Raw genomic sequence first — 26,813 nt, 5'->3', positions numbered from 1 at the left:
GCTTGCCTTAAGCGAGTGGCTTATAAAGTAAAGCGTTTCACGAGTGCTTCGAGTTCTTCGGCGCGTTGTTTCAGGTTGAGACCGCTGCTGCGATTTTCTTGGGCCAAAGTAGCAGACTCGCTGGATTGGTCGGCAATTTGCACGACCCGTTGTGATATTTCGTGTCCGACATGACTCTGTTGATCGGTGGCGGTTGCGATAAGTGCATTCATATCCATGATGTGCTGGATCGATTGTTTAATTAATTGCAGTGCATCGCTGGCAGCATTGGCACCACTCACCGCTTCAGTACTGCGTTGTTGGCTACTGTCCATGGCAGAAACTGCGGCATCGGAGCCATTTTTTAAACGTTCGATCATGGTGTGGATCTCGCCAGTGCTTTGTTGAGTGCGGCTGGCAAGCTGGCGGACTTCATCGGCAACCACCGCAAATCCTCGGCCTTGCTCACCGGCTCGCGCGGCTTCAATCGCTGCATTTAAGGCGAGTAAGTTGGTTTGTTCGGCGATCCCTTGAATTACGCTTAAGGCCGAAGAAATATTTTGTACATCACCTTCGAGTTTACTAATCACCTCACTGGCTTGGGCGATTTCATCGGCGAGTGACTGTACGGTGGTGACGGCACTACCAACGGTGTTCATCGCCTGTTCGGCATTGCTGTCGACTTCTTGAGCTGAGTGTGCCGCTTGGTTTGCGTTATCGGAGACATCATGGGCTGAGGCTGTCATTTCGGTCATCGCGGTAGCGACTTGTTCGGTTTCTTCACGCTGTTCAACCAGTAGTTGGTCAACTGAGCTGGCTCGTTGAGACATTGAGGCGGTCTCTGTGGCGACATCATGCGCGACCTTTCCAACCATGCCGATAATCTCATGCAATAACGCGATAAAGGAATTGAAGTTCGTTGCCAATTGACCAAATTCGTGGACGTAATCGGTTTCTAGGCGAGCACTTAGGTCGGCGTCACCACTGGCTAACTTAGCGAAGGACTGATTTAAGGCTTGTAAAGGTGCCATGATACTTTGGTTGATTACATACCCAATTACTGTGGCAACGATCAGCAAGGCCAGGCCGATTAAGCTGATAAATAACATCGATGATTGTAGGCTTTGTTCGGAGTGTTCTTTTAAGCTTGAGATGAGCGTATCCACATCATCCGTATAAAAACCAGTTCCGATGGTTAGATCCCAGCGCTCAAGGTAGATGGCATAGCTAAGCTTCGGTTGAGCAACATCACTACCAGGCTTTGGAAAGTAATAGGTATAGAACTCGCCACGTCTGGCAGCTTTTATTAGACCTTGGATGAAGTATTGGCCCTTTTTATCTTGCAAGTTCCAAAAGTTATCACCGAGTCCTTTATCACTCTGTCCGAGTACCCAGCGCTTGCCTTTTGAATCGTAGGCAAATAAGTAGCCGTTTTTGCCAAATTTTATATTTCTTAGGATAGGCGCGGCTTGCTCCAAGCTCCCCCCCTGTTCGTAGATGTGAACGATTGCTGAGTAGCTGAGATCGAGGTAGGCTTTGAGCTCTTCCTTTTTCATCTCAATTAAGCTGGCCTCGGTTTCAATGCTTTGAGATTGGTTTAGTTTCTGGGTTTCGTGATAAGTGAGTAGCAACATACTCGCAGCTAAGAGTAACACCGGCGCTAGAGCTAACACCGATAAACGTTGGCGGATAGTTAGAGACATACGTGGATCCTTCCTGATTCTCAATTTGATGTTTTAATGATGAGCTATTTAGATTACGGATTAATGCCAGCATAATCGATTTATCGGCAGCTATGTTAGGATTTTGTAGTATAAATAACGGATATATTTACTGTTTGTTTTATAATTAACTGTTGCTAGATGATGGCATGACTCTGAGTTTTCTTGGGGGGATCGATAACTTGTGTTTATTTTCATCTCATGAATAGCCAAATGGAGTTCATAGCTCTATTTGGCTATTTATGAGATGAGTTTTCCAAGGTCGATATATCGGCCTTGGAAAGTCTTTAGTTCTGTTGTGCTTAGCTTCGTTCCTCAATCTTTAGGGTTAAACATATGGGTTTGTAGTTTTTATAAGGTGAAGCGGTTTACTAAGGTTTCTAATTGTTCCGCTCGTTGTTTTAATTTGCTGCTGCCACTGCGGTTTTCTTGAGCGAGTGCTGTCGACTGGCTGGATTTATCGGCGATATGTACGATGCGTTGTGATATTTCTTGCCCTACGTGGCTTTGCTCATCGGTGGCAGTTGCGATCAATGCATTCATATCCATGATGTGTTGAATGGATTGTTTAATCAAGAGTAATGCATTATTGGCAGCATCGGCACCAGTGACGGCTTCAGTACTACGTTGTTGGCTCGTATCCATGGCCGTAACCGCGGCATCAGAGCCATTTTTTAAACGTTCGATCATGGTGTGGATCTCGCCGGTGCTTTGTTGGGTGCGACTGGCAAGCTGGCGGACTTCATCTGCAACAACGGCAAACCCTCGGCCTTGTTCGCCAGCTCGCGCGGCTTCAATCGCTGCATTGAGCGCGAGTAGGTTGGTTTGTTCGGCAATCGCTTGAATTACGCTTAAGGCTGAAGAAATATTTTGTACATCACCTTCGAGTTTACTGATGACCTCACTGGCTTGGGCAATTTCTTCTGCCAGGTCTTTTACCGTTACTACCGCACTACCAACCGTGTTCATTGCTTGCTCTGCGTTAACATCCGCTTGATGGGCTGAGCTTGCCGCCTGGGTGGCATTGTCTGAGACATCGTGTGCAGAAGCGGTCATTTCGGTCATTGCAGTGGCCACTTGTTCAGTTTCTTCACGCTGCTCTGTTAACAATTGGTCAACGGAATTTGCACGCTTGGACATAGAGGTTGTTTCTCCTGCGACATCACGGGCGACTTTGCCAACCATGTTAATAATTTCATGTAATAAAGACATGAAAGCGTTGAAGTTGGTTGCTAATTGACCAAACTCATGCACGTAGTGTGTTTCCAGGCGAGCACTTAAGTCGGCATCGCCACTGGCGAGTTTTTTAAAGGAGTGATTGAGGTCTTGTAGTGGGGTCATGATGCTCCTATTGACAAGATAGCCAATCAGTAGCGCTAGACCTAATAAGATCAATGCAGTAATTGTTATAAAAGTAATGGAAGATTTTAGGCTTTGTTCTGCTTGTTGTTGTAATTGGGAAACAACCGCATCAACATCATCGGTATAAAAACCGGTACCAAGCATTAATTGCCAACGCTCAAGATAAATGGCGTAGCTTAGTTTGGGCTGGGCGATATCACTTCCCGGTTTGGGAAAATAGTAAGTATAAAACTCGCCTTTTTTTGATGCTTTAATCAGGCCTTGAATTAAGTATTGTCCTTGTTTGTCTTGCAGATCCCAAAAGTTATCCCCGATCCCTTTATCCACCCCGCCCATGAACACGCGAACACCTTGGTTGGTATAGCCGAAAATATAACCACTGTTACTATATTCAAGGCGTTTCAGGATTGGTAAAGCCTGTTCGAGCGTTCCTCCATTTTCGTATATTTCGGCGATGGCAGAATAACTCATATCCATATAGGACTTGAGCTCAGCTTTTTTCATTTGCAGCATACTTTGTTTAGTAGCAACCGATTGAGCGAGGCTGAGTTTTTGCGTTTCAGAAATGGTCAACGCGAGCATGCTGGTGGCCAAGATAAGCACTGGCGCGAGGGCTAAGAATATTAACCGATGTTTGATGGTGAGTGACATAATGCTGCTCTCTTTTGTTGATACAACTTTGTATTCTAGTGTAGCTTTTAGATTACAGCCAAAGTTAAGTGAATGTTAATAAAGTGTATTTTTTTTGGAAAGTTTGAGCTAGTCGTGGTTATGTTGGGTTTGGGGGAGTGGGCATTGTTGATGCCAAATCTTGGTAGGTACGATTTGAATTGCAGTTTGATAGCCACTATCAAATAGCTTGAGTTTGGCTTCATCGGTAAGGTGAAAGTCTACTGGTGAGGTATTTCCGGTATTGACTACGATAGTTCGATGCCAAAATTTCTCATTGACATATTCGCGGGAAATGGTGGTCATGAAGGTTCGAATAAGCAGTGAAATATAAGCCGCTAGAGGAAATATACCGTTGGTTTGCAGGGGTTTGATGTCATTGTCTCCACGTAAGCGAAAACAGATCACTGGCGTCCCGTCTGTTGCCCAGTCTTGATGTAAAGCGTCTTCGGATAGGATACTTCCATCGACCATTAGGTGTTCTCGATAGGGCTTAAAAGAGAAGATAAGGGGGATCGACATAGAAAATCGCACCGCTCGAGATACTTTTTCTTTGGGAGTTTGAATCGCGTCGAACACGACCGGTGAACCGGAACGAACATCGGTGGCTACCACGTGTAGTTTCACGGGGAGCTCCTCAAAGGTGACTCCGCCGAGTAAATCATCTATCCAAGCTTCAAATTTGTCTCCTGAGCACAATCCACCGTTACGTAATAAGCTCAGTAGTGAGAATCCCTTAAATTGTTCAAAATCGGTGTCTAGTGCAATAGCCTTAATCTGTTCAATTGTCATGCCGCTGGCAAATAAGGCGCTGATGATACTGCCGCCTGATACTCCGACAATATGCGAAAACTGGACATTCAGTTCTTTTAGGGCCGCCAGAATGCCAATATGGGCGGGTAAGCGAGTCCCACCTCCGGCAAATATTGGGACTAAGATCTTCGGTTTTGCTGATTGCATTCGGATCTTCCTTGGCAGATGATAGCTAAAGTATGTCGCATATTTCTGATATCGCTAGACTTTCTTTTTAGCGTAAAGGCCCACAAGTTTGATGGAATTCAAGGGCATTATATGACCACCAATGATGAACTCAACAAAGAAGTTATGCTGCACAAATCGCCGAACAAACTGAAGACTTTCTGGTTTGCTACCGTGATTCGGTGTTTTACTGTGATTTTGCTGTTCTGCTCTATCGAAGCTCAAGCCTTATGGACTGGCTGTGAAAATCAAAGCTTAGAATATACAGCTGCTTCCGCTGAATTTGCGCCAAGGCCTCCCAATAAAACGTCATTTTCTTTATTGGTTTGGAATAGTTATAAAGGGCAGCAGCACTCCTGGTTGGTTACGCTGAGTCAGCTGAGTCAGCAAGCGGATTTCATCTTATTACAGGAAGCGAGCCGTAAACAAATGAGGGTTTGGCCCGATCGGCAACAGTGGTATCGTTATCAGGCAATCGCCTTTGAGTGGCTCGGCGATGGGTTTGGTGTCATGAACCTAGCCAAGCAAGCGAGCTTAGATAGTTGTGTTGTACTGAGAGCTGAGCCATGGATAAGAGTACCGAAATCTGCTTTGATTCAGCATTATCATTGGCAGGGCAAAGATTTGCTGTTAGTGAATATCCATAGCATTAATTTTACTTGGGGCGAACAGGATTACCGTGAACAATTACAACAACTTAATATTTGGTTAGCCAGCTATGAGGGGCCAATGATTTTAGCCGGAGACTTTAATACTTGGAGTTCCGAACGTTTAACCCTGCTGAAGCAACTCGCGCATCAATATCAGTTGAATGAAGTAATTTTTAGGCCCGATCAGCGGAGTCGCTTTTATGGTCAGGCCTTAGATCATATCTTTTACCGAGGGCTTAAGCTTGATCAGAGTAAAAGTATCGTGAGCGATGCTTCTGATCACAACGCATTATGGGCAAAGTTTAGTTTTACTAAGCACTCACTTCAGCTACGTTAATATATAACTTTAGTTTTTGCCCTGGCTTTAAATAATTATTTTTGTTGAGTTTATTCCACTTGAGCAAGTCTGATACCGAGACCTTAAATTTTTGGGCGATCCGTGATAAGGAATCACCGTTTCGCACTTGATAGGTGATGGTTTGGATCCGTTGGTCACTTAGTTTAGTTTTTTGCCAAATTATCAGTTTTTGACCTGGTTTTAGCATATCGCTAGGGGCCATACCATTCCAGCTCGCGATGTCACGATGGTTGACTTGGTGGGCTTTGGCAATACTCCAAAAACTGTCACCTGATTTTACGCGATAGCTTAGTTTGATATCGCCATGCGGTGTTTTTTGTTTACTGGCTAAGCGTTGCGTTTGACTGAGTGTATAAGCGCTTTGTTTACGTGATGATACCGGGACTAATAGGTGCTGACCCGTTTTGATCTTATTGCTGCTGAGTTTGTTTAATTCTTTGATCTGTTTGCTCGTCGTATTATAACGTTTAGCGATGACACTCAAACTGTCGCCAGATTTAACCTTGTAGCGAGCCCATTGCATGCGGTCTTGTTTGGTTAAAGAGGCAAGCGCGAATTCAAAATTAGCCGCTTTCTTTTTTGGTATTAATAAATAGTGTGGCCCATTAGGTGCTGTGGCCCAGCGATTAAATGCTGGATTGAGTTGGTGAAGTTGTTGCAGTTTGATATCTGCTAACTCGGCGGCGAGTGCGAGATCAATTTGACTGTGGGTATCGACTTGGCTGAAGTAGGGTTTATTGCTGATGGCGGGCACGTCTATCTTATACTCGATACGATGTTGTAATAGTTGACTCAGTGCTAATAATTTTGGAACGTAAGCACGGGTTTCTCTGGGTAAGTCTAAAGACCAAAAGTCGGTTGGTTTGCCTTTCTTTTTATTGGCTCTAATCGCCCGCTGTACTCGACCTTCACCGGAGTTATATGCCGCTAAAGCATGTAGCCAATCACCATCAAAAAACTTGTTTAAATACTCGAGATAATCAAGCGCGGCACGGGTTGAAGCATAAATATCTCGCCGTCCGTCATACCACCAATTTTGCTCAAGGCCAAAGCGAGTCCCGGTGCCGGGAATAATTTGCCAAATACCAGAAGCGCGGCCATGCGAGTATGCGAAGGGCTGAAATGCGCTCTCGACAATGGGTAATAGCGCTAATTCTAGCGGCATGTCTCGGCGTTCGATTTCTTCTACAATGAAGTACAGGTAAGGGGCTGCACGTTTGGATACCCGAGCCATGTAATCTGGGTGTTTTAAAAACCAATTGAGCTGGGCTTGTAGGCGCTTATTTTTTTGTGGTAGTGGAAGCTCGAATTGTTGTTCAATTCGTTGCCATAAATCATCATATACTATCGGTACCACTGGCTCAGCCGCTGCTGCGATTTGTGGTGCGATTAAGCTTTCACTCGAAGGCCTATCAATTTCTGACGCTTGCGAAGTTGATTCGGACCGAGTATCAGCGCCTGGTTGCTGTGCTATACCGTTGTCGGAACTAGGTGTAATAAGTTGGCAAGCGCCCAATAATAAAGAAAAAAGGCTAATGATGAGCGCTTTCATGAGTGATCCGTTCGTTTCAAATAGCTGACAATGGTATTTAGGTCTAGATGAATTAGCAAGTCAGAAGCGATCTTTCCATGATCTTAAACTGGTAAATACCGCCACTTCATTGGTGAGTGCTTGCATCTGCGCTAAGCTTACGGCGCTGCTAATGCTAGTTTGCTCACAGCGTAGAAAAGGGTTGATCGCTAGTTGTTGTTCAAGCGTTGTGGGCAGGGTTGGTAAGCCCATTTGTCGCTGTTTACTAACTTCTTGTTGGTATGTGATTAATCGCTTATTATCGGGTTCAACCTTTAAAGCAAACTGCAAATTGGCTTGGGTGTATTCATGGGCGGCATACAATAAGGTTTGCGGATCCAAAGCTTTCAATTTATTTAGTGAGTGATGCATTTGTTCGGCGCTGCCTTCAAACAATCGACCGCAACCGGCTGAAAATAAAGTGTCTCCAACAAAAATATGCTGATTACATTGGTAGGCTACGTGGTCTAAAGTATGGCCTGGTAATTCAACAACCGTGAATGACTGCGACAAGCCTGTGGGGTGGATTGTCATGGCATCTGTGACGATGGTGTGAGCAAATTGATATTTGGCGTTATTCGGTGCAAATACTTGTGCTTCTGGGAAATGCTTGAGAAGTTGATTGACGCCGCCAATATGATCATGATGATGATGGGTAATGAGGATGTTACTCAGGCGGCCATTTATTTCCGCTAAACGTTGCAGTACTGGTTCCGCATCGCCTGGGTCGACAACCGTACAGGCATCACTATTGGGTTCTTTGATTAACCAAATATAATTATCGCTGAATGCTGGAATATGGATGATTTGCATTATGCTATCTCTGTCGTTAAAGTCGATGACGCATTATTGCCTTAACTGCAGTAGATTGGTATGAGGAATTGATGAAGCCCGCGAAAATTCGTGACGTAATTGACAGCCCCGACTTTTGGCAGGAACTGCCCTTAGGTGATTGGTTGATGGATCAACAGCAAAGTTTGCTTGATCAATATTTACCTGCGGTATTTGGCTATCATCTACTAAAATTAGGAAATCTGAGCGCGCAACTTAACTGTCATGCTTCGATGATCCGCCATCAACTGAATGTGGCAAAACGCGGTCATTTAATTGGTTTGAGGGCAGAGCCTGAACAGTTGCCTTTTCAAGAAAGCAGTTTAGATCTTTGCTTGTTGGCCCACAGCCTCGATTTTTCGAAAGATCCCCACCAAGTATTACGTGAAGTTGAGCGAGTCTTAACTGCCGATGGCTATCTGATTATTAGTGGATTTAATCCTTTTAGCTTATTGGGGCTAAGGCGTTACTTTCCGTTTAGGCGGCGAGGACTCCCTTGGTCGTGCCGTATGTTTACACCAGCAAGGGTAAAAGATTGGCTTAATTTACTGGGTTTTGAAGTGCTTAATGATGAGCGTTTTGGGTATACTTCTTTTGTGAATAGCAGACCTGCACCGCAATGGTTTGAGCGCTGGGGAAAACGCTATTTTCGTGCCACAGCATCGGTCTATTTCATTGTCGCTCGAAAACGTCGGGCCCCCTTAACACCGATTAAAAAAGCTTGGCGAGTTAAACGACGGATCCCGGTGACTTCGTCGGTGGGGGGATAGGCTGTGATTGTTCGTAGTCGCAATCTATTTGTAGCGTTTGTGCAGTGGCAGCACTGCGCGCGAGTTGGTCGACTCGTTCATTTTCAATATGCCCTGCATGCCCTTTCACCCAGCGCCACTCTATCTGGTGGATTTGGCTGACTTTATCTAAGCGTTGCCATAGGTCGACATTTTTGACCGCTTGTTGGCTTGCCGTCTTCCAGCCGCGCTTTTTCCAATGATGGATCCATTGTGTAATGCCTTGGCGCAGATATTGGCTATCGGTGGTTAGTATCACCTTGCAACTCTGCCGTAGACTTTCTAAACCGACAATGGCTGCGAGCATTTCCATGCGATTATTGGTGGTAAGCCGATAACCTTGGCTTAATTCTTTTTGATGCTGTTGATAAATCAATAGCGCGGCATAGCCGCCAGGGCCTGGATTACCTAAGCAGGAGCCATCGGTAAACAAGTGAACTTCTTTTACCATATCTTTGTTAAACTAGAATATATATCTGCTTAGTGTCGCATAGGAGCTGTTGTGAACCAATCGAAGAACCATCGCTTAGTTATATTTGATACAGAAACCACTGGGATGAATGATAGTGGCGGTCCTATTTATCAGGGCCATCGAGTGATTGAAATTGGTTGTGTGGAAGTGATTGACCGAAAATTTACCGGAAATACATTCCATGTTTATATCAATCCTGAGCAGCTGATCGATCCTGAAGCGATTCAGGTTCACGGCATCACTGATGAGTTTGTTGCCGATAAGCCTTTGTTTCGCGAGATCGCTGCAGATTTTATTGAATTTATTCGCGGTGCTGAGTTGGTGGCGCACAACGCAAACTTCGATATAAGCTTCCTTGATCATGAGTTTTCCATGATGTCTCGAGGCTTGATTAAAGCGCTGCCAAATTGTGCCGATATTTGTACTATCACCGATTCATTGTTGGTGGCTCGTCGTGGAGAATACAATAAACGTGAGATCCAGTTAGCTGGCAATAAGCCACTTCCATCACGAAAGAACTTGGATTCCTTGAGTGATTACTATGGGGTCGATCGCTCGTCACGAACTTATCACGGCGCTTTACTGGATGCGGAATTGTTAGCCGATGTCTTCTTAAAGATGACCGGTGGGCAAAATAAGCTGAACTTGAAACAAAAGGGGAGCGGTGATGGTTTGGGCGTGAGGCCCATTAGCGCAGAGCGCACGCCCTTAAAAGTTGTATTCGCGACTGAACAAGAGCTGCAGAGTCACCAACAACGATTAGACTTAGTCGAAAAGAAAGGAGGTCAGTGCCGCTGGCGCGACTCATCTCAATGATAAAAAAATTTTTGTGGTTATTGCTTTGGCTAGTTTTACCCTTACAGGCGAGTACGATTTTTGAGAATCGAGATATTCCGTTAATCGATAATCGTTTTCGGCTCGATGAAAGCATCGATAAGGTGACCTTTTTGCTTTATCGCTCACCAGGCTCACCTGCGGCGATCTTGGTCCGGCCCGATGGTAGTAAAATTTACGCTTGGCAATTACCGAGCAATGTGAGCTGGTTAGAAACCGATGAGTTAGACATTGTCACCATCGAAAAGCCAATGCGTGGGCCATGGCAGGCTGTAGCTGAAAATAAAGGCCGTAACCGAGTTCGTATTCTCAGTGATGTAGAGATGGTGACCGATCCCATTCCTCATCAGCTTTATCGCGGTGAACGTTTACGGATCCGTTCTCGCTTAATGAATAAAGGAGAGCGGATCGATTTGGGAGTGATGCTTAAAGATGCGATCCTTGATGTGGCTTTAAGCCATGAACAGCTATTGGATGATCAAACCCTACAGGTTAGGCAGGAAAGTTTGGGTAAGTTTGCCGATGATGGTAAAAACTATGATGAGGTTGCCAATGATGGCGTATTTACGACTTATGTGAGTTTAGATACCCAGCCTGGCAAATACCAAATGATCGTCAGTACTTTAAACCAAATTTTTACTCGAGCCCAATCCACATCAGTGTTGATTTATCCAAACCCGGTAGCGATTCGAGTCCTTTCACCTAAAGATGAGCAGCGTCAGGCTCGTATGGCCTTAGTGATAGATGCCGATGAACTGAGACCAGAAACTGTGGTGATTACAGGAAAGGTATTTAATAACGTTGGTTGGCAGCAAGACTTTCAGGCTTATGCCGATACTCACGAATTCACCATCGATTTACCGACCCCTGCGTCGCAGGGCCGTTATCGAGTCAGTGGAACTTTGTTGGCAACGACTTTACAAAACCGGGAACTGGTGATTGAGTTACCGGAAGAAGATTTTGTAATTTTGCCACCGCCGCCACCGCCGCCACCGCCAGTGGTTGAAAAAGTAGTGATTCCTGAACCACCAACGCCTTTGTGGTTGATTATCTTGTTAGGCATATTAGGTTTTGCACTTTTCGCAGGGGTCATCTTCCTGGTAATTTGGTGGCGTAAACGTAAGGCATTTGCTGCAGCCTTAAAACAAGCGCGAGATGCGCCGCCAGCAACACCTGAAGTAGAGCCTAAAATGGAAGACTCAAGTGATTTAAAGATACCTTCTGAGTGATTTTTGAGTGCATTGGCTAAAACATCGGCGCTTAAGTGGGTTTTTAAAGAAATAAGACAATTCTTTGTTGACTCACCATAGCCATAACCGTATTATCTGCGCCGCACCAGACGAGATGGTTCTGCGGAGTGGTAGTTCAGTTGGTTAGAATACCGGCCTGTCACGCCGGGGGTCGCGGGTTCGAGTCCCGTCCACTCCGCCAAGTCTGTTTCTGTGTGCATGTTTCGATGTTGCGGAGTGGTAGTTCAGTTGGTTAGAATACCGGCCTGTCACGCCGGGGGTCGCGGGTTCGAGTCCCGTCCACTCCGCCAACGACGAAACAATTTAATGCGTAGGAGTGGTAGTTCAGTTGGTTAGAATACCGGCCTGTCACGCCGGGGGTCGCGGGTTCGAGTCCCGTCCACTCCGCCAGCATTGAATGAGTAATACCATGTGACTTTTAGTATATGCGGAGTGGTAGTTCAGTTGGTTAGAATACCGGCCTGTCACGCCGGGGGTCGCGGGTTCGAGTCCCGTCCACTCCGCCACTACTAAACAAGAGCCTCATCTAGATGAGGTTTTTTTGTGTCTGTTATTTCAGTGCATGCTCAGATTGTGGATCGTGCTGTCATCACAATCATCGATGAGCGCCATCAATCCTGTAGCTTGATTTATTAGCCTTGGTTTAAACGAATTATTTGATCGTGAAACAAGGCTTACAAAACTTGAGCACTAGTCTTGATATTTGTCGCGGATCGCTTGAAATTTTTCGAAATTATCGAGTAATACACCGATTAGCCGTGGTTCAAATTGCCGCCCGCTTTGTTGTTGTAGATAGTCAATGATTTCTTCATCTTCCCAGCGCTGCTTGTAACAGCGAACGCTTCCCAGTGCATCAAATACATCTGCCAATGCTGTTAAACGGCCACAGAGAGGTATTTGTTCTCCTTTTAAACCCTCTGGGTAGCCACTACCATCCCAGTACTCATGATGGGCGCCAGCAATCTCTGCGGCTAGTCGCATAATTTCAATACTAGAGCCACTGAGCATCTTCTTACCAATAAGCGCATGAGTCTTCATCTGTTCCCATTCTTCTGAGTTCAGCTTTCCAGGTTTGTGTAAGATAGCATCGGGAATGGCGACTTTTCCTACATCGTGTAGTGGCGAGGCCAATTTAAGTTGATCGACTTTCTCTGGTGGTAAGCCAATTTGTTGGGCCAATAAAGCTGTATATAGAGCGACTCGACGCACATGCTTACCTGACTCCCTCGAGCGTGTTTCGACAATCTCACCGAGCCGATAAAGAACTTCTTTTTGATTGCTGCTAATGAGTTCATTGAGTCGAATGTTTTCTAACGCTGCGATGATATTGTCACTTAGCAAGTTAATGAAATGCTGTTCATCCTCATTGAAGGCCTGATTACGGGTGATTAAGAACAATAAGCTATTGGCTGAGTTTTCACAGTAAATGACCAACGCTTGATCTTCAAAAACGTTGAGTTTGCTTTCAATGGCTTGTTTTAGGAGTCGTTGTGGGGGATCCGAAAAATCATTAATTGACAAGTTCTCAACTTGAGGGCGGTGCTTGCCTTGATAAGCTAGGAGTTGTAGCTGGGTTGAATGTACTTGATAAGCAAACTGTTCCACTTGGTAGATACAGCTATCTTCAATATTTAGGATGGCGGATAATTGTTCGAGAGCACCTTCAACAAAGGCGAAAAGCGCGTGTTTTTCAAATATGCCGCGGGAGGCCTTAACGACTTTTTCTAGGCCTAACTTATGTCTTTCTAAGGCGCATATATCTCGATATGAGCGTAAGCTGGCGCGGATCAGGGTGCGCAGCTTTTGTGAGGTTAACTCGGTTTTATCTTTATAGTCATTGATGTCATAGTTTTCTACCACTTCATCTTCTGGCGCTTGCCCTGGCTGCCCGGTTCGTAACACAATACGGACGCTCTTATTGTTTAACTGTTGGCGAATGTAGTGGACTAAGCGTAAGCCTGCATCGTCGGTTTCCATGACCACATCGAGTAGAACTAAAGCGATATCGGAATGAGCATTGAAAACTTCTTTGGCTTCTTTTGCTGAGTTGGCATGTAAGAAGTGAAGGGTTTTATTATCGAAAATAAACTGAGACAAGGCCATCGTGGTAATGTGATGAACTTCGGGCTCATCATCTACCACCAATAGCTTCCATTGGGCCCGTGGAATAATATCATCAGGAGCACTGTCAGCTAAAACAAAGAAGTCATCTTCCATTACAATCCAAACTTATACTTTTGATTAAGTAAAGGATATTCTCGGCGTAAATTCAATTTAATGATTGATTTTATCGATATAAAAAAAGCGAGCTAGGCTCGCTTTGGTTTGAGTTTGCCATTTAAGCGACCGACCCTAATCTAGACCTTTGGTCTTGTGCAGGCTGGGTGCTGTTCTCTAATTGTTGATGCGCAAAATCATCGACGTTAATTGCGTTTAAACGGCCTTGCTCGGTGCGCCGCATTAATTCGGCTTCAGCTTGAGTGATGACTTCTAGCGTGAGGCCTTCAAGGGCAAGTTTGTCGAGCTGGGTGAACGGACGCTTTTCACCGATCGCCTTGCAAATTTTGTCATGCAGGCCTTCACAGGCGAGCACGTCTTCTAAGGTTTGCTCTAATTCGCCATAAACATTACCAGCGACTCGACTGGCAAAACGACCTTGACCAAGTCGCTCTCGGGTTTCACTTGGTTGTTGTAACATCTGGGCTAGTTGATGATCCAACTGGTCGCTAGGCGCATGTAATGGCTTGCCTAGCGGGAACACCACGAGTCGCATGAATTTGCCTACCCATTTGTTTGGGAAGTTGCGAAGGAGTTCATCTAGAGCGGTTTGTAACTGGAATAAAGCTTCTTGCATGCTCCAGTGTAGCAGGGGGAGATCTTCTTGTTTTCGGCCATCGTCAGCATAGCGCTTCAGTGTTGCTGAACAAAGATAAAGCTGACTAAGAATGTCGCCTAAGCGTGCAGAAACACGTTCTTTTCGTTTCAGACTTCCGCCGAGGGTGCCCATGGCCACATCAGAGAGCAAGGCTAAGTTGCTACTAAAGCGAGTCAGTTGTTTATAGTAGATTGCTGTTTGATCGGAATAGGGCGCTTTTAGCAGCGTATTTCCACTCAGGCCAAACCAAAAACTACGAATAAAGTTACTCACCGCAAAACCTAAATGACTGAATAAGGCGCTATCGAACTGTTGAAGGCCTTGATGAAAGTCTGGATGCTGCGCTGCTTCCATTTCAGCGAGCACATAGGGGTGGCAACGAATGGCCCCTTGTCCATAGATAATCATACTGCGGGTGAGGATATTCGCACCTTCAACGGTAATGGCAATCGGTGCACCTTGATAAGCTCGGGCGAGGAAGTTTTTTGGCCCAAGGCAAATCCCCTTGCCGCCGACGATATCCATGGCATCGATGCTGGCGCGTTGTCCTCGATGGGTTAAATGGTATTTAACGATAGCTGATACCACCGAGGGTTTTTCACCTAAATCGATGGCAGTCACGGTTAGATCCGATGCCGCGCCCATCATATAAGCGTTACCGGCGAGACGAGCCAATGGCTCTTCAATCCCTTCCATCTTACCAATGGGCAGTTTAAATTGGCGACGTATACGGGCATAGGCGCCAGTCGCTAAAGCTGCATTTTTAATACTGCCAGTTGCACTTGAGGGCAGGGTGATGCCGCGACCGACCGATAGGCACTCGACCAGCATTCGCCAACCTTGGCCAGCCATGGCTTGGCCGCCGATAATGTAATCGATAGGAACAAATAGTTGGTTAGCGGTTGTAGGGCCATTCATAAAAGGGATATTCAGCGGGAAATGGCGACGACCGACCTCAACGCCTTCAATATCGGTGGGGATTAGTGCGCAGGTAATCCCAAGCTCTTTTTGATCGCCCAGTAATCCCTCGGGATCCGAGAGTTTGAAAGCCAGCCCAAGAATGGTTGCTACAGGCGCGAGGGTGATATAGCGTTTATTCCAGGTAAGTTGCATCCCCAGTACTTGTTCACCTTGCCAGTCACCCATGCATACAATGCCTGAGTCGGGGATTGAGCCCGCGTCGGACCCAGCTTCTGGACTGGTGAGTGCAAAACAAGGAATTTCTTTCCCTTCGGCTAAGCGTGGCAAGTAATAGTCTTGCTGTTGTTTGGTGCCATAGTGTTGTAGCAATTCACCGGGACCTAAGGAGTTGGGGACTCCGACGGTACTTGATAGTACGGCAGAGATACTGGCTAGTTTTTGTAATACACAGGACTGTGCGTAGGCTGAAAATTCGAGGCCACCATATTGTTTCTTGATGATCATCGCGAAGAATTTATGGGTTTTAAGAAAGTCCCAAATTTCCGGAGGTAAGTCAGCGAGTTCGTGAGTGATTTGCCAATCATTGGTCATGGCGCAGACCTGCTCTACAGGACCATCGATAAAAGCCTGTTCTTCCGGGCTGAGACGCGGTGCGGGGTAACTGTGTAGCACTTTCCAATTCGGATCCCCACGAAATAATTCACCTTCCCACCAGGTGCTGCCCGCATCAATTGCTTCTTTCTCTGTTCGTGACATCTCTGGCATGATCTTTTTAAAGATTTTAAATATCGGTTTGGAAATGAGCTGTTGCCTTAAAGGTTTAAAATTAATCCCTCCGACCACAACTAAAAAGCCGAGCCAAAAGATTTCACTTAATGGTGTGATGGCGCTGTAAGCCACTAAAGCGGCAGTAACGGCGAGGCTAAAGGCTAATAACGAAGCCCTAAAGTAGGCTAGCCCACAGATGAGTAGGCCAATACCAACAATGGCAAATAGCGGTGAATAACTTAGCATGAATATCTCCTTGGTCTCGTTAAGAGGTCTGACCTCTTGCTATTTGTAACTCAAAGGTTAAAAGATCGCAAGTAATTTACAATTGCTCAACATATTGGTGGCGTAATATCTGTTTAACAAAATGAGCATTAGGCTCGTTTTGAGCGCTGAATATCCTATTAAAAAACGTTATAGTGTCAGCCTGATAGCTTGCATAAAATGAGATAGTTTTAATGAAAAGTCTGATAGTTGAAGAGTTACAAGAAGCCGCAAACGTGTTGAATGCTTTTATCACGGATCAAAATAATATTGACGCCATCGATAATGCGGCTCAGCTACTTGCGGATAGCTTTAAGCAGCAAGGTAAGGTGCTTGCCTGTGGCAATGGTGGTTCGCATTGCGATGCCATGCACTTTGCTGAAGAACTCACGGGTCGTTACCGTGAAAATCGTCCTGCGTTGCCTGCGATCGCGATTTCTGATCCCAGTCACCTCTCTTGCGTGAGTAACGATTATGGCTATGAATTTGTTTTCTCGCGTTATATCGAGGGCTTGGGCCAGAAGGGCGATGTGTTGTTTGGGATTAGTACCAGTGGTAATTCAGGTAATATTATTAAAGCAATTGAAGCGGCCAAAGCGAAAGGAATGAAGGTGATTATTCTATCGGGTAAAGATGGCGGGAAAATGGCTGGTCAAGCGGATATTGAAATTCGGGTACCACATTTTGGTTTTGCTGATCGTATCCAAGAAATTCATATTAAAGTGATCCACATTTTGATCCAATTAATTGAAAAGCATATGGCTCAATAAGCCATTCAAATAGCGTATTGAGCGAGCGGTAATATGTGTGAGTTATTGGGAATGAGTGCAAATGTACCCACCGACATTTGTTTTTCTTTTACTGGATTAGTGCAGCGTGGTGGGGTGACTGGCCCGCATGTGGATGGCTGGGGGATTACCTTCTATGAAGGCAAGGGCTGTCGTAGTTTTAAAGACCCAGCCCCAAGCAGTGAGTCTAAAATAGCTGAGTTAGTGCAGGCTTTTCCGATTAAGAGTAAGGCGGTGATTGGCCATATTCGCCAAGCCAACCGGGGGTGTGTTTCTTTGGAGAATACCCACCCTTTTACCCGAGAATTGTGGGGACAAAATTGGACCTACGCGCATAACGGCCAGCTAAAAGGCTATAAACAGCTCGACACCGGTTTTTTTCGCCCGGTAGGGGCCACCGATAGCGAACATGCTTTTTGTTGGTTATTAGAGCAATTACGCCTGAAATACCCGCGTAAACCCAACAATATGCACGCCATGTTTAAGTTTGTGGCAAGCTTGGCGGAGCAACTCAGGTCGCGGGGCGTGTTTAACATGTTACTGAGCAATGGTGAATATGTGATGGCTTATTGTTCCACGAACTTACACTGGATTACTCGTCGAGCCCCCTTTGGTGAAGCACAATTAGCCGATGCCGATGTCACCATCGATTTTTGTAAAGAAACCACACCCAATGATGTGGTCACGATGATTGCGACTCAACCTTTAACCAATAATGAACAGTGGCAAAAAATCGCCATTGGTGAGTATGTGTTGTTTAAGGAAGGCGAAGTGCAATAAAAAAGCGCCTAGTTGGCGCTTTTTTAATTATTGGCGTAACCACCACTTGGTAGGATATGACCGTTGAGTACCGCTTTACCTTGTTGCATCAGCAGTCGTTGTTCCACAAACCAGTTCACCACCACCGGATAGATGGCATGCTCCTGAACTTGCACTCTGGCAGCAAGTTGATTGGCATTGTCTTCGCTAAATACTGGCACCTTGGCTTGTAAGATCACCGGTCCGCCATCTAATTCCGGCGTCACAAAGTGGACGCTGCAACCGTGTTCTTGATCGCCAGCATCGATAGCGCGTTGATGAGTATGTAAACCTTGATATTTTGGCAATAACGAAGGGTGAATATTCAGCATTTTTCCGCTAAAACGCTGCACAAATGGTTCACTTAAGATCCGCATAAAGCCAGCCATTACGATCAGATCAGCTTGCTGCTGTTCAATGATATCGCCTAAGGCTTGATCATAAGTTTCGCGATCAGTATACGGTTTGGGGTCGAGTACCACCGTATGAATGCCTGCTTGCGCTGCTCGTTCTAAGCCATAAGCTTCCGCTTTATTGCTTATTACTGTGCAAATGGAGGCGTTGACACGCCCCTCATAACAGGCATCGATAATGGCTTGCAGGTTAGTCCCTGAACCTGAAATTAATACAACAATGTTGCCAGCCATTATGTGTCCTATTTGAACTCGACTTGATTCTCGTCAGTGGCTACATCTTCAATGTGACCAATTTTCCAAGCGCTCTCGCCGTGTTCTGCTAACAGAGCTAAGGCCGCCTCTACTTCTGCTTCAGGAAGCGCAATCACCATACCAACCCCACAGTTAAAGGTGCGGTACATTTCTTCACGAGCAACGTTACCGTGTTCTTGTAGCCAGTTGAATACTTCAGGCCACTGCCAGCTATTCTCATCTACCACAGCTTTTGCACCTGCAGGTAATACCCGAGGAATATTTTCCCAGAAGCCACCACCAGTGATATGCGATAGGGCATGTACTTCACATTGCTTGAGCAAGGCAAGTACCGACTTCACGTAGATTTTGGTTGGGGTTAACAGCGCTTCACCCAACGTTTTCTCACCTAACATTTGCTTCGGATCGGCATTCGAGACTTCAAGAATTTTACGAATCAATGAATAGCCGTTTGAGTGAGGGCCGCTTGAAGCGAGTGCAATCAGCGCATCCCCGGCAACCACTTTAGTCCCATCAATGATTTCGGCTTTTTCTACAACTCCAACACAGAAGCCTGCGATGTCGTAGTCGTCACCGTGATACATGCCAGGCATTTCCGCGGTTTCACCACCGATTAGAGCGCAACCGGATAACTCACAACCATGACCTATCCCTTTCACTACGTCGGCAGCGGTATCGACATCGAGCTTGCCGGTGGCATAGTAATCTAAGAAGAATAGTGGCTCAGCCCCTTGAACAATTAAGTCGTTGACACACATGGCGACTAAATCAATCCCGACGGTATCGTGTTTTTCTAAGTCTAAAGCAAGACGAAGTTTAGTACCTACACCATCGGTGCCTGCAACCAATACCGGTTCATTGTAACCGGAAGGTAATTGACATAAGGCACCAAAGCCTCCGAGTCCGCCCATCACTTCCGGACGTTGGGTGCGTTTACTCACGCTCTTGATTCGTTCAACTAATGCATTACCAGCTTCGATATCAACGCCAGCATCTTTATAGCTCAGAGGGGTGTTTTGTTTGGTCACAGGATTACCTTGCAGCGAACTGAGAAAAATTTGGCGACATTTTAGCAGTGTTAGCTGCGCTGGAACAGTAGTAAACGAGAACTAAAACATTTTGTTGATATTTGCTAACATATCTTGATTGAGCTTGGTTTACACTGGCGGCTCACAATTCGCTAAATTATAGGAATAAACATGAAAGTTGTTGAAGTAAAGCACCCACTGGTTCGTCATAAAATTGGCTTAATGCGCGAAGCCGATATTAGTACTAAGCGTTTTCGTGAGTTAGCGCGTGAAGTCTCTACTTTGCTCACTTATGAAGCAACGGCTAATTTGGAGTTGGAAGAGGTCACAATTAATGGTTGGAATGGTCCGGTGACCATTGAGCAAATTAAAGGTAAAAAAGCCACAGTGGTCCCCATTTTGCGCGCTGGACTTGGCATGATGGATGGTGTGTTAGAGCATATGCCTTCAGCAAAAACCAGTGTGGTAGGGATTTATCGGAACGAAGAAACTTTAGAGCCTGTGCCGTATTTCCATAAATTGGTGGGGCAAATAGAAGAGCGTTTAGCCATTGTTGTTGATCCGATGCTAGCGACTGGTGGATCGATGATCGCGACCATCGATTTGCTCAAAGAACAAGGCTGTAAGAATATTGTGGTATTAGTATTGGTCGCTGCACCAGAAGGTTTAAAAGCCTTGGAAGCTGCACATCCTGATTTGGTCTTGTATACTGCATCGATTGATGAAAAATTAAATGAGCATGGTTATATCCTTCCGGGATTAGGCGATGCGGGTGATAAGATCTTCGGTACTAAATAAACGGTAGCGGGTAAGGATCGTTGATGAGTTTCTCTGGGAGAACGTAGTGATAAAACAGTGCTGGTTGGTATTGAGTTTGGCCTTGGTATTTTTGCCGGTTGAAGCGTCCCAACAAAACGACTTATACCGGGTTGAAGCTGTCGCCAGTGGCGATAATAAGCAAGATCAACAGCAAGCTTTTGAATTATTATTACGGCGTTTAACGGGGGATTCGGCGAGTCATTCCAATCCCTTGGTGGTGAAGGCTAAGAAGAATATAACTCCATATATTCAGCAGTTTAGTTTTGCTGAACAGCACATATCTGTGCTATTTAACGAAGCCAAAGTGAATCAATTATTGACCCAAGCCCAGCTACGTCTTTGGGGGAAGCAACGGCCTGATATTCTATTGTGGTATGCGTCTGAGCAAAATTTCAATCGCCAATTGATGGCCGATAGTGCTGAGCAAAGTTGGTTTGTGCATGGGCGACAGCAGGCGCAGTTATTAGCCTTACCGATCCGCCTACCAGTGATGGATTTGAGCGATAGTATGGCTCTTAGCGTCAATGATGTTTGGGGGGGCTTCGATGGCCCTCTATACACCGCTAGTGCTCGATATAATACGCCTCTCATCTTGAGCTTTCGCCAATATCCACAAGGACAGAATTGGCAGATACAGTGGCGTTTACTCGATAGTGCTAACCAAGTTCAGTTAGCCAGCGGTCAGGTGCAAGCACCTCTTGAGGAAGTCGCTGCCGCGGCCATGGACGCGGTAAGCGCTAGCTTGGCGGAGCGTTTTGGGGTGGCGTTGGGTGAAAGCACCGATGAAGCTATCGTACTCAGCTTTGCTAATATTACCGGCATGAATAAATATGTGGATTTAGAACGTTTTTTGAATCAGCAGCCTAGTGTGGCAAGTGTCACTCTGGAACAAGTTAACCATGATACCTTTACTTTTCGGGTTCAGTTATTAAGTCCTTGGCAGGATTTAAAATCGTCCCTAGATATCTCCCCGCGCCTACAAGCCGATGATATTCGCGATAAGCTATACTATTTCCAATAGCAAAAATTTCTAATCTTAAGGCCTAGCTGATACAATGACGCAAGTTTTGTATCGGCTTTGATTTGTTACTTTGAGTTTTTCCCCACAATTATCACTTCCTGTGCATTTACCTGATGATGAAACCTTGGTGAGTTTTTACCCGGGAGATAATCAGCAGTTGTTGAGTGCCTTACGTAATCTTGCCTTAGATAAGGGGGAGAGAATGTTGTATTTGTGGGGCGCGGAAGGCTCTGGTCGAACCCACCTGCTGCATGCCAGTTGTACTGAGATGGCTGATATGGGGGCCGCAAGCGCTTATTTGCCGCTAGATTTACATGCAGCGATGTCACCGCAAATGCTTGAAGGTTTGGAAACCATGGCTTTGGTGTGTTTAGATAATATCGATGCCATTGTCGGTATTCAGGCATGGGAAGAAGCAATTTTCGATTTTTACAATCGTCGTAAAGAGTTAGCCTCAACGACTCGGCTAATTGTGACCGCTAATGCACCTGCGCCACAACTCTCTTTTGCTTTAGCTGATCTGCAATCCCGTTTAAATTGGGGGGTCACTTATAAACTGCATGAGCTTGATGATGAGCAGAAACTGAGCGCCTTGCAGTTACGTGCTGAATTACGCGGTTTGAAAATGCCCTTAGAGGTAGCTCGTTTTTTACTTAAACGTTTGTCGAGAGACATGCCGACCTTATTGAAGAAACTTGATGTATTAGATCAAGCTTCGATCACCGCGCAACGCAAACTTACAGTTCCTTTTGTGAAGGAAATTCTCGACATTTAGCAGATAGAGGGCTTCTGTGTGGCTTAATTCGCTTAAGCTTTGAGGAAACTTTTATTTCAAATCGCGTGAATCAAGCGTCTTCGAGAGCAACCGTTTCTTAGAGCTATGGGACGGGCGTTCAAGTCACTACATTGAACAAATCCCAATTTCTCTAGCTTTTGCTACCCATTGATTTCCATTTTTTCGGTAATACGCAGTTCTGTAGCAAATGCTGCCAGATAATTTACGCCATATGACCGAATGCTAATAGTGAATGAGCCATGTCTGGTTTGCTCTTCTGGTCGTGTGTCTGTCAGCAGCTGATTTGTAGTGTCTTTTGTTAGAATATTTGCACAAACCATAAAATTAACTATAGGTAATTTACTCAATAACGAGTACTTAAGAAAAAGGAAACTGATATGGCTAATCAACTCGCGGGTGGTTGGAGTCCTTTTCATGAACTATCAGACGAAGATAACCAAGTATTTGTGCATGGGATGGAAGGGTTTGTTGGTGTGAGTTATAAACCTTTGGTGGTTGCGACTCAGGTGGTTGCAGGTTGTAATTATGCATTTTTCTGTAATGCTGAAGTTGTTTATCCTGGTGCACAACCTTACCCTGCCATGGTTCATATGTTTAGTGACTTACAAGGTCATGTAGGGATCACGCATATTCAACGTCTTGATTTCTGAGTCGTAAAAGCCAAGCACAATCAAGATTGCTTGGCTTTCCAATCTATTAAAACTTATGTGTTACTTGCGATACACGCTCCCCAACTGGCGAATAATGCTTAAATCGGGGGGAGTTGCTATTCGTGGTTTGTGAATTATGGTTTTGCTTGCTCAAGATAGGCTGGATTTTATCTAGCTACTCCTCCTTTCGGCCTACATTTGCTACCATTATTCCCGAACTTTTTATCGAGTATAGGTAAGCCACCTATCACATCACTTGCCATGGGCCTCATTGATCAATCGGGTGATTTATCTTTGAGTTTCTTTAAACCGATACCAAGTTCTTTGCCGCGTTGTTTGGCGTAGCTAAGGCTAGAAATAAAGGCGGTGAGTACCAATAGCAACTCGACAGCAGCCATGCCGCGTTCGTTGTTTGAGGTGGCTAAAAGTGTGGTGCTGTGCAACACATATAACAGCAATACAAAGCAGCTCCAGGCATAGGTGTAGGGTTTGCCAGCCAAAATCCCTCTTAAGGGGAAAAGTAGGGGAAGTACCCAGAATAGCAGCATTAAACCGATACTGATGTCTACTGGCGGTGACAACCATAGGTGCCATAAACAGACCCAGGCGAGTAGACCAAGGTAACTGGTTTTGGCCAGTAATAGCAGTTGTGGACTGGTGAATCTAGACAATCTCTAATACCTGTTGAGGAGGTCGACCGATCCGTGCCTGCTGTTGATTGATGACGATGGGGCGTTCAATCAATTTAGGGTTGGCGTGCATTGCGGCAATCAATTGTGCTCTATTGAGAGACTCGTCTGCTAAGTTAAGTTGTTTATATAGCTCGTCTTTAGTACGCATCAATTGGCGAGGCTCAATGCTCAGCATGTTTAAAATAAGGTCTAGTTGCTGTTCGCTGGGAGGCGTCTCTAAGTACAAGATAATTTCTGGCTCAATGCCTTGGTCGCGAAGCAGTTGTAGTGTTTGGCGGCTCTTCGAGCAACGCGGGTTATGCAGTATTTTTATTTCAGACATGGTATTTCCTTAAACCTCAGATTAGTTCAGTTCTTCTAATTGTTTTTCAGCAGCTTCAAACTGTTTGATTCTCGCCTCAATCCGTGCCAGCTCGAGCTGATTTTTCGTTAAGTTATAGGCACTATGCAATTCATCAATGGCACGTCGATAATCTGAATGTAATGATAAATACTCGGCTTGAGCGATATGGCTTTCCAGTAAATTATTTAGCCGCCCTTGTGCTCGGCTAAGCTCCCCCCAGGCCAAACTATCATCTGGGTGATGGCGTAAATAACGGTCGAGCAGCTTAGCGGCCTTGGTAAATTCGCCTTTTTCACTATAGGCGTGAGATAAATTTAATATGATGACTTGATTATCGGGGTAACGAGATTGAGCACTCTGTAGACGAGCAATCGCTGATTCGAAGTGTTGTTGAGCGAGGTCAATATCACTCAGGGTATCGATCATAAATAAGTTATCGGGATGACGTTTGGCGAGCTCATCAATGATAGTTTTAGACTCCGGATATTGGCCTAAGCCAAATAGGGCAAGTGCTTTACCATATAAGGCCGCGTCTTTGATACGATATTCTTTACGTTGCAGTTGTTGTTGATAATAGTCTAAGGCGGCTTTAGCGTCTAAAGTACCATGACGGACGATGATCCGGGCTTTGGCAAACTGGAATGCTAATGAGGGCGCAATAAAGTGCTGTGGGTATTGATTAGCTCTGGCACGCGCCTCACTCACCCTAGTTTCTGGTAAGGGGTGGGTAATGAGCATTTGTGGTGGTTTGCTAGCATAACGATATTTTTCGGCAAGTTTACCGAAAAAGCTACCCATGCCAGCGGGGTCGTAACCCGCTCTGACGAGGGTTTGTAAACCGATACGGTCGGCTTCAAATTCGTTTGCCCGAGTATAGTTAATCGAATTTTGGATGTTGGCTGCCATCGACGCCTGCAGCGCTGCTATACCTGCAACTGGATTCGCGATCCCTAATAGCACTGAACCTAACATACCTGCGAGGGTTAGGTTTTGCGCAGCGGCTTGGTTTTCGATACTACGCGCAATATGTCGTTGGGTAACGTGGGCGATCTCGTGGGCAATCACCGAGGCAAATTCACTCTCGGTATTGGCATATAGAAATAAGCCGGTGTGGATCTTCACATAACCGCCGAGAAAGGCAGCCGCGTTGATTTCATTGTCGGTCACTAAGAAAAAATGAAATGGTGTGCGAACTTGCTCCGCTTTGGCGACTAAGTGATTTCCGAGTTCGCTGACATATTCTGAGAGTACAGGATCATTGGTCATGCGGTGACTTGCTCGAATCAGTCGCATGTAGGCTTTGCCGTAAATAACCTCTTTGTCGATGGATAATGCCGACGCCCCAGCCGTACCTATTTCAGGCAATTGGTTATTGGCAGATATGAAGGGCGTATATACAAACAATATACCGACAAAAATAAGCTGCAAAAGACGGATCATTAGTTTCCACTATCTATTTTTCTTATCGGCGAGAATACTCTGATTTTGTTTGTTATTCAAAAGCTATAAATGCCATTCTTGATGATAAACTATGATCATTTCATTGTTGCTATGGGTAAGATGCATGCGTTGTCTTAACTTTGAAGATCAAATTTGTCCAATTCCTCTGCTGCAAAGTAAATTGTGGTTAAAGCAAGCGCAGCAGGGGGAGCAGTTAAAGTTATGGCTGGCCGATCCGGGGTCATGTCGGGATATTCCTAAGTATTTTCAAGGTTTAGGCCATGAGGTTAAAATCGAGCAAAATTCCCAGCAGTTTTGTGTCACAATCACCGTTCATATGCTTAAGGATTAACGCAGTAACTATGTTTAAAGTCATATCTCTTTGGTATAACCGGATGTTTTCAGATCCGGAAGCTGTGGCAATGGCCTTGGTGTTTGTCATCGGTTTTGTCATGCTTTACTTTTTTGGTAATTTACTCGCCCCTTTATTAATCGCCTTGGTATTGGCTTACTTATTAGATTGGCCGGTGAGTTTTTTAGCAAGTCATGGTTTTCGCCGTGGGATCGCAACGTCGCTGGTTCTACTGGTATTTTTTCTGATTGCGACCTTTATTGTATTACGTGTGCTTCCGACGGTCTGGGGACAAGGGATGAATCTGTTGACCGAGTATCCGGTGATGCTGAATAGCAGTCAACGTTGGTTGGAGTCGCTTCCTGAGCGTTATCCAGAGTTTATTGATGGGGCATTAGTGCAGGCTGTCGTGGATAATGTCAGAACCCGTCTGATGGGGGTCGGTGAGCAGTTACTTCAATCTTCCGTCTCATCGATCATCAACCTGGCCACTGTGATGGTGTACAGCGTATTAGTGCCTTTGATGGTATTTTTTATGTTGAGTGATAAACAAGTGTTAATGCGAAGCGTGACTCGTTTTCTCCCGAATGACCGTCGTTTGCTCGCACAAGTTTGGATGGAAATGAATGGTCAGGTGATTAATTATATTCGTGGTAAAGCCATTGAAATATTGGTGGTTGGCGGTGTGAGTTATATTGTATTTGCGCTAATGGATTTACGGTATTCAGCTTTGCTCAGTGTCTTAGTTGGTTTGTCGGTGTTAATTCCATTTATCGGAGCTTTTGCGGTTACCTTACCAGTGGCGATGGTCGGTTTATTTCAATGGGGAGTGAGTCCTCAGTTTGGCTACTTGATTCTGGGTTATGGCATCATTCAACTATTAGATGGCAATGTGTTAGTGCCGATTTTATTCTCAGAGGCCGTTAACTTGCATCCCTTAGCGATAATTGTTGCGGTATTAGTGTTTGGCGGTCTGTGGGGATTTTGGGGAGTATTTTTTGCTATTCCGTTAGCAACTCTCGTCAAAGCAGTGATGAATGCTTGGCCACATGCCGAAAAAGCTGAAGTTGATCAGCCTTCATCCTAGCGGCGGTCGTTCTCTCCTGGTGCTGCTGTGATCGTTTATGC

At 45.3% G+C, this 26,813-nt stretch carries 25 protein-coding genes and 4 tRNA genes; 16 read left to right on the top strand and 13 right to left on the bottom strand.

The genetic code is table 11. The features are described 5' to 3' along the window. Positions 1-20: 20 nt before the first annotated feature. The 3 genes from ACRRSX_RS16170 to ACRRSX_RS16160 all read right to left on the bottom strand — a co-directional run bounded on the left by ACRRSX_RS16170 (position 21) and on the right by ACRRSX_RS16160 (position 4,691). A complete protein-coding gene (locus ACRRSX_RS16170; protein WP_432452188.1) occupies positions 21-1,682 on the bottom strand; it encodes a methyl-accepting chemotaxis protein in 1,662 nt (553 codons plus the stop codon). Between the two features lie 369 nt (positions 1,683-2,051). After that, positions 2,052-3,713, bottom strand: a complete 1,662-nt coding sequence (locus tag ACRRSX_RS16165) for a methyl-accepting chemotaxis protein (RefSeq protein ID WP_432452189.1) — start codon at positions 3,711-3,713, stop codon at positions 2,052-2,054. A gap of 108 nt (positions 3,714-3,821) precedes the next feature. After that, on the bottom strand, positions 3,822-4,691 hold the full coding sequence (locus ACRRSX_RS16160) for a patatin-like phospholipase family protein (RefSeq protein ID WP_432452190.1): 870 nt from the start codon (positions 4,689-4,691) through the stop codon (positions 3,822-3,824). Positions 4,692-4,802: 111 nt separating this feature from the next. On the opposite strand from ACRRSX_RS16160, the gene ACRRSX_RS16155 reads away from it, so the two are divergent. Beyond that, positions 4,803-5,696: an endonuclease/exonuclease/phosphatase family protein gene (locus ACRRSX_RS16155; RefSeq protein WP_432452191.1), complete on the top strand. Its 894-nt coding sequence runs from the start codon at positions 4,803-4,805 to the stop codon at positions 5,694-5,696. Here ACRRSX_RS16155 and ACRRSX_RS16150 read toward each other — a convergent pair. Continuing rightward, positions 5,671-7,269, bottom strand: a complete 1,599-nt coding sequence (locus tag ACRRSX_RS16150) for a LysM peptidoglycan-binding domain-containing protein (RefSeq protein WP_432452192.1) — start codon at positions 7,267-7,269, stop codon at positions 5,671-5,673. The two genes, ACRRSX_RS16155 and ACRRSX_RS16150, sit on opposite strands and share 26 nt — an antisense overlap. Positions 7,270-7,329: 60 nt before the next feature. Then, positions 7,330-8,100 (bottom strand): hydroxyacylglutathione hydrolase, encoded by a 771-nt coding sequence (gloB, locus tag ACRRSX_RS16145; RefSeq protein WP_432452193.1) that lies wholly within the window; start codon positions 8,098-8,100, stop codon positions 7,330-7,332. Positions 8,101-8,171: 71 nt separating this feature from the next. Between gloB and ACRRSX_RS16140 the strand changes: the two genes are divergently transcribed. Beyond that, complete coding sequence (locus ACRRSX_RS16140; protein ID WP_432452194.1) at positions 8,172-8,888, top strand: class I SAM-dependent methyltransferase; 717 nt, start codon at positions 8,172-8,174, stop codon at positions 8,886-8,888. Here ACRRSX_RS16140 and rnhA read toward each other — a convergent pair. Beyond that, positions 8,848-9,357, bottom strand: a complete 510-nt coding sequence (gene rnhA / locus ACRRSX_RS16135) for a ribonuclease HI (RefSeq protein ID WP_432452195.1) — start codon at positions 9,355-9,357, stop codon at positions 8,848-8,850. The two genes, ACRRSX_RS16140 and rnhA, sit on opposite strands and share 41 nt — an antisense overlap. A 105-nt stretch (positions 9,358-9,462) precedes the next feature. Between rnhA and dnaQ the strand changes: the two genes are divergently transcribed. The 6 genes from dnaQ to ACRRSX_RS16105 all read left to right on the top strand — a co-directional run bounded on the left by dnaQ (position 9,463) and on the right by ACRRSX_RS16105 (position 11,968). Further along, entirely contained in the window at positions 9,463-10,194 is a 732-nt protein-coding gene (gene dnaQ / locus ACRRSX_RS16130; protein WP_432456154.1) for a DNA polymerase III subunit epsilon, read from the top strand. Next, on the top strand, positions 10,191-11,441 hold the full coding sequence (locus tag ACRRSX_RS16125) for a TIGR03503 family protein (protein ID WP_432452196.1): 1,251 nt from the start codon (positions 10,191-10,193) through the stop codon (positions 11,439-11,441). The genes dnaQ and ACRRSX_RS16125 overlap by 4 nt, the downstream gene beginning before the upstream one ends. Positions 11,442-11,566: 125 nt before the next feature. Next, positions 11,567-11,643 (top strand) — tRNA-Asp (locus ACRRSX_RS16120). Between the two features lie 32 nt (positions 11,644-11,675). Then, positions 11,676-11,752, top strand: a tRNA-Asp gene (locus tag ACRRSX_RS16115). A gap of 23 nt (positions 11,753-11,775) precedes the next feature. After that, positions 11,776-11,852, top strand: a tRNA-Asp gene (locus ACRRSX_RS16110). Positions 11,853-11,891: 39 nt separating this feature from the next. Next, positions 11,892-11,968 (top strand) — tRNA-Asp (locus ACRRSX_RS16105). A gap of 184 nt (positions 11,969-12,152) precedes the next feature. Here the strand turns inward: ACRRSX_RS16105 and ACRRSX_RS16100 are convergent. Together ACRRSX_RS16100 and fadE are read right to left on the bottom strand one after the other, a co-directional pair. After that, the gene (locus tag ACRRSX_RS16100) at positions 12,153-13,679 is read right to left on the bottom strand and encodes a DUF3369 domain-containing protein (protein ID WP_432452197.1); all 1,527 of its coding nucleotides are present in this window, start codon (positions 13,677-13,679) and stop codon (positions 12,153-12,155) included. A gap of 121 nt (positions 13,680-13,800) precedes the next feature. Continuing rightward, on the bottom strand, positions 13,801-16,272 hold the full coding sequence (gene fadE / locus ACRRSX_RS16095; protein WP_432452198.1) for an acyl-CoA dehydrogenase FadE: 2,472 nt from the start codon (positions 16,270-16,272) through the stop codon (positions 13,801-13,803). A 212-nt stretch (positions 16,273-16,484) separates the two neighbouring features. Here fadE and lpcA point away from each other — a divergent pair, with 212 nt between their 5' ends. After that, positions 16,485-17,060, top strand: coding sequence for a D-sedoheptulose 7-phosphate isomerase (lpcA, locus tag ACRRSX_RS16090; RefSeq protein ID WP_432452199.1), 576 nt, complete (start codon positions 16,485-16,487; stop codon positions 17,058-17,060). Between the two features lie 33 nt (positions 17,061-17,093). Then, on the top strand, positions 17,094-17,858 hold the full coding sequence (locus tag ACRRSX_RS16085) for a class II glutamine amidotransferase (RefSeq protein ID WP_432452200.1): 765 nt from the start codon (positions 17,094-17,096) through the stop codon (positions 17,856-17,858). A 23-nt stretch (positions 17,859-17,881) separates the two neighbouring features. Here the strand turns inward: ACRRSX_RS16085 and purN are convergent, their stop codons facing one another. Both purN and purM read right to left on the bottom strand, forming a co-directional pair. Then, positions 17,882-18,523 (bottom strand): phosphoribosylglycinamide formyltransferase, encoded by a 642-nt coding sequence (purN, locus tag ACRRSX_RS16080; RefSeq protein WP_432452201.1) that lies wholly within the window; start codon positions 18,521-18,523, stop codon positions 17,882-17,884. 8 nt (positions 18,524-18,531) lie between these two features. Next, complete coding sequence (gene purM, locus ACRRSX_RS16075) at positions 18,532-19,572, bottom strand: phosphoribosylformylglycinamidine cyclo-ligase (protein WP_432452202.1); 1,041 nt, start codon at positions 19,570-19,572, stop codon at positions 18,532-18,534. A gap of 171 nt (positions 19,573-19,743) precedes the next feature. Here purM and upp point away from each other — a divergent pair, with 171 nt between their 5' ends. The 4 genes from upp (at position 19,744) to ACRRSX_RS16055 (ending at position 22,858) form a co-directional block, all read left to right on the top strand. Further along, positions 19,744-20,370 (top strand): uracil phosphoribosyltransferase, encoded by a 627-nt coding sequence (gene upp / locus ACRRSX_RS16070; RefSeq protein ID WP_432452203.1) that lies wholly within the window; start codon positions 19,744-19,746, stop codon positions 20,368-20,370. A 46-nt stretch (positions 20,371-20,416) separates the two neighbouring features. Beyond that, positions 20,417-21,412, top strand: a complete 996-nt coding sequence (locus ACRRSX_RS16065) for a DUF2066 domain-containing protein (protein ID WP_432452204.1) — start codon at positions 20,417-20,419, stop codon at positions 21,410-21,412. Between the two features lie 70 nt (positions 21,413-21,482). Continuing rightward, positions 21,483-22,187: a DnaA inactivator Hda gene (gene hda / locus ACRRSX_RS16060; protein WP_432452205.1), complete on the top strand. Its 705-nt coding sequence runs from the start codon at positions 21,483-21,485 to the stop codon at positions 22,185-22,187. A gap of 398 nt (positions 22,188-22,585) precedes the next feature. Further along, a complete protein-coding gene (locus tag ACRRSX_RS16055; RefSeq protein WP_432452206.1) occupies positions 22,586-22,858 on the top strand; it encodes a hypothetical protein in 273 nt (90 codons plus the stop codon). Between the two features lie 275 nt (positions 22,859-23,133). On the opposite strand, the gene ACRRSX_RS16050 is transcribed toward ACRRSX_RS16055, so the two are convergent. The 3 genes from ACRRSX_RS16050 to ACRRSX_RS16040 are packed head-to-tail and all read right to left on the bottom strand — an operon-like array spanning position 23,134 to position 25,333. Continuing rightward, a complete protein-coding gene (locus ACRRSX_RS16050; protein ID WP_432452207.1) occupies positions 23,134-23,529 on the bottom strand; it encodes a DUF2069 domain-containing protein in 396 nt (131 codons plus the stop codon). Continuing rightward, on the bottom strand, positions 23,522-23,872 hold the full coding sequence (gene arsC, locus ACRRSX_RS16045; RefSeq protein WP_432452208.1) for an arsenate reductase (glutaredoxin): 351 nt from the start codon (positions 23,870-23,872) through the stop codon (positions 23,522-23,524). Before arsC ends, ACRRSX_RS16050 begins: the two co-directional genes overlap by 8 nt. A 21-nt stretch (positions 23,873-23,893) precedes the next feature. Next, positions 23,894-25,333, bottom strand: coding sequence for a M48 family metalloprotease (locus ACRRSX_RS16040; protein ID WP_432452209.1), 1,440 nt, complete (start codon positions 25,331-25,333; stop codon positions 23,894-23,896). Positions 25,334-25,457: 124 nt separating this feature from the next. Between ACRRSX_RS16040 and ACRRSX_RS16035 the strand changes: the two genes are divergently transcribed. After that, a complete protein-coding gene (locus ACRRSX_RS16035; RefSeq protein ID WP_432452210.1) occupies positions 25,458-25,685 on the top strand; it encodes a sulfurtransferase TusA family protein in 228 nt (75 codons plus the stop codon). Between the two features lie 10 nt (positions 25,686-25,695). Then, positions 25,696-26,772, top strand: coding sequence for an AI-2E family transporter (locus ACRRSX_RS16030; RefSeq protein WP_432452211.1), 1,077 nt, complete (start codon positions 25,696-25,698; stop codon positions 26,770-26,772). The last annotated feature ends 41 nt before the right edge of the window (positions 26,773-26,813 follow it).

Origin of the sequence: Agarivorans sp. QJM3NY_30, assembly GCF_050870855.2 — a bacterium.
Taxonomy (GTDB): Bacteria; Pseudomonadota; Gammaproteobacteria; order Enterobacterales; family Celerinatantimonadaceae; genus Agarivorans.
Note: the sequence above shows the minus strand (reverse complement) of the source record. Positions and strands in the feature narration are given on the sequence as shown.

Coding starts and splice junctions, on each gene's coding strand:
- ACRRSX_RS16055 (WP_432452206.1), top strand. CDS start 22,586: ATGGCTAATCAACTCGCGGGTGGTTGGAGTCCTTTTCATGAACTATCA.
- fadE (WP_432452198.1), bottom strand. CDS start 16,272: ATGCTAAGTTATTCACCGCTATTTGCCATTGTTGGTATTGGCCTACTC.
- ACRRSX_RS16030 (WP_432452211.1), top strand. CDS start 25,696: ATGTTTAAAGTCATATCTCTTTGGTATAACCGGATGTTTTCAGATCCG.
- arsC (WP_432452208.1), bottom strand. CDS start 23,872: ATGTCTGAAATAAAAATACTGCATAACCCGCGTTGCTCGAAGAGCCGC.
- ACRRSX_RS16170 (WP_432452188.1), bottom strand. CDS start 1,682: ATGTCTCTAACTATCCGCCAACGTTTATCGGTGTTAGCTCTAGCGCCG.
- lpcA (WP_432452199.1), top strand. CDS start 16,485: ATGAAAAGTCTGATAGTTGAAGAGTTACAAGAAGCCGCAAACGTGTTG.
- ACRRSX_RS16160 (WP_432452190.1), bottom strand. CDS start 4,691: ATGCAATCAGCAAAACCGAAGATCTTAGTCCCAATATTTGCCGGAGGT.
- dnaQ (WP_432456154.1), top strand. CDS start 9,463: ATGAATGATAGTGGCGGTCCTATTTATCAGGGCCATCGAGTGATTGAA.
- gloB (WP_432452193.1), bottom strand. CDS start 8,100: ATGCAAATCATCCATATTCCAGCATTCAGCGATAATTATATTTGGTTA.
- ACRRSX_RS16165 (WP_432452189.1), bottom strand. CDS start 3,713: ATGTCACTCACCATCAAACATCGGTTAATATTCTTAGCCCTCGCGCCA.
- ACRRSX_RS16155 (WP_432452191.1), top strand. CDS start 4,803: ATGACCACCAATGATGAACTCAACAAAGAAGTTATGCTGCACAAATCG.
- purN (WP_432452201.1), bottom strand. CDS start 18,523: ATGGCTGGCAACATTGTTGTATTAATTTCAGGTTCAGGGACTAACCTG.
- ACRRSX_RS16140 (WP_432452194.1), top strand. CDS start 8,172: ATGAAGCCCGCGAAAATTCGTGACGTAATTGACAGCCCCGACTTTTGG.
- ACRRSX_RS16125 (WP_432452196.1), top strand. CDS start 10,191: ATGATAAAAAAATTTTTGTGGTTATTGCTTTGGCTAGTTTTACCCTTA.
- ACRRSX_RS16085 (WP_432452200.1), top strand. CDS start 17,094: ATGTGTGAGTTATTGGGAATGAGTGCAAATGTACCCACCGACATTTGT.
- ACRRSX_RS16035 (WP_432452210.1), top strand. CDS start 25,458: ATGCGTTGTCTTAACTTTGAAGATCAAATTTGTCCAATTCCTCTGCTG.
- ACRRSX_RS16100 (WP_432452197.1), bottom strand. CDS start 13,679: ATGGAAGATGACTTCTTTGTTTTAGCTGACAGTGCTCCTGATGATATT.
- ACRRSX_RS16150 (WP_432452192.1), bottom strand. CDS start 7,269: ATGAAAGCGCTCATCATTAGCCTTTTTTCTTTATTATTGGGCGCTTGC.
- ACRRSX_RS16040 (WP_432452209.1), bottom strand. CDS start 25,333: ATGATCCGTCTTTTGCAGCTTATTTTTGTCGGTATATTGTTTGTATAT.
- upp (WP_432452203.1), top strand. CDS start 19,744: ATGAAAGTTGTTGAAGTAAAGCACCCACTGGTTCGTCATAAAATTGGC.
- rnhA (WP_432452195.1), bottom strand. CDS start 9,357: ATGGTAAAAGAAGTTCACTTGTTTACCGATGGCTCCTGCTTAGGTAAT.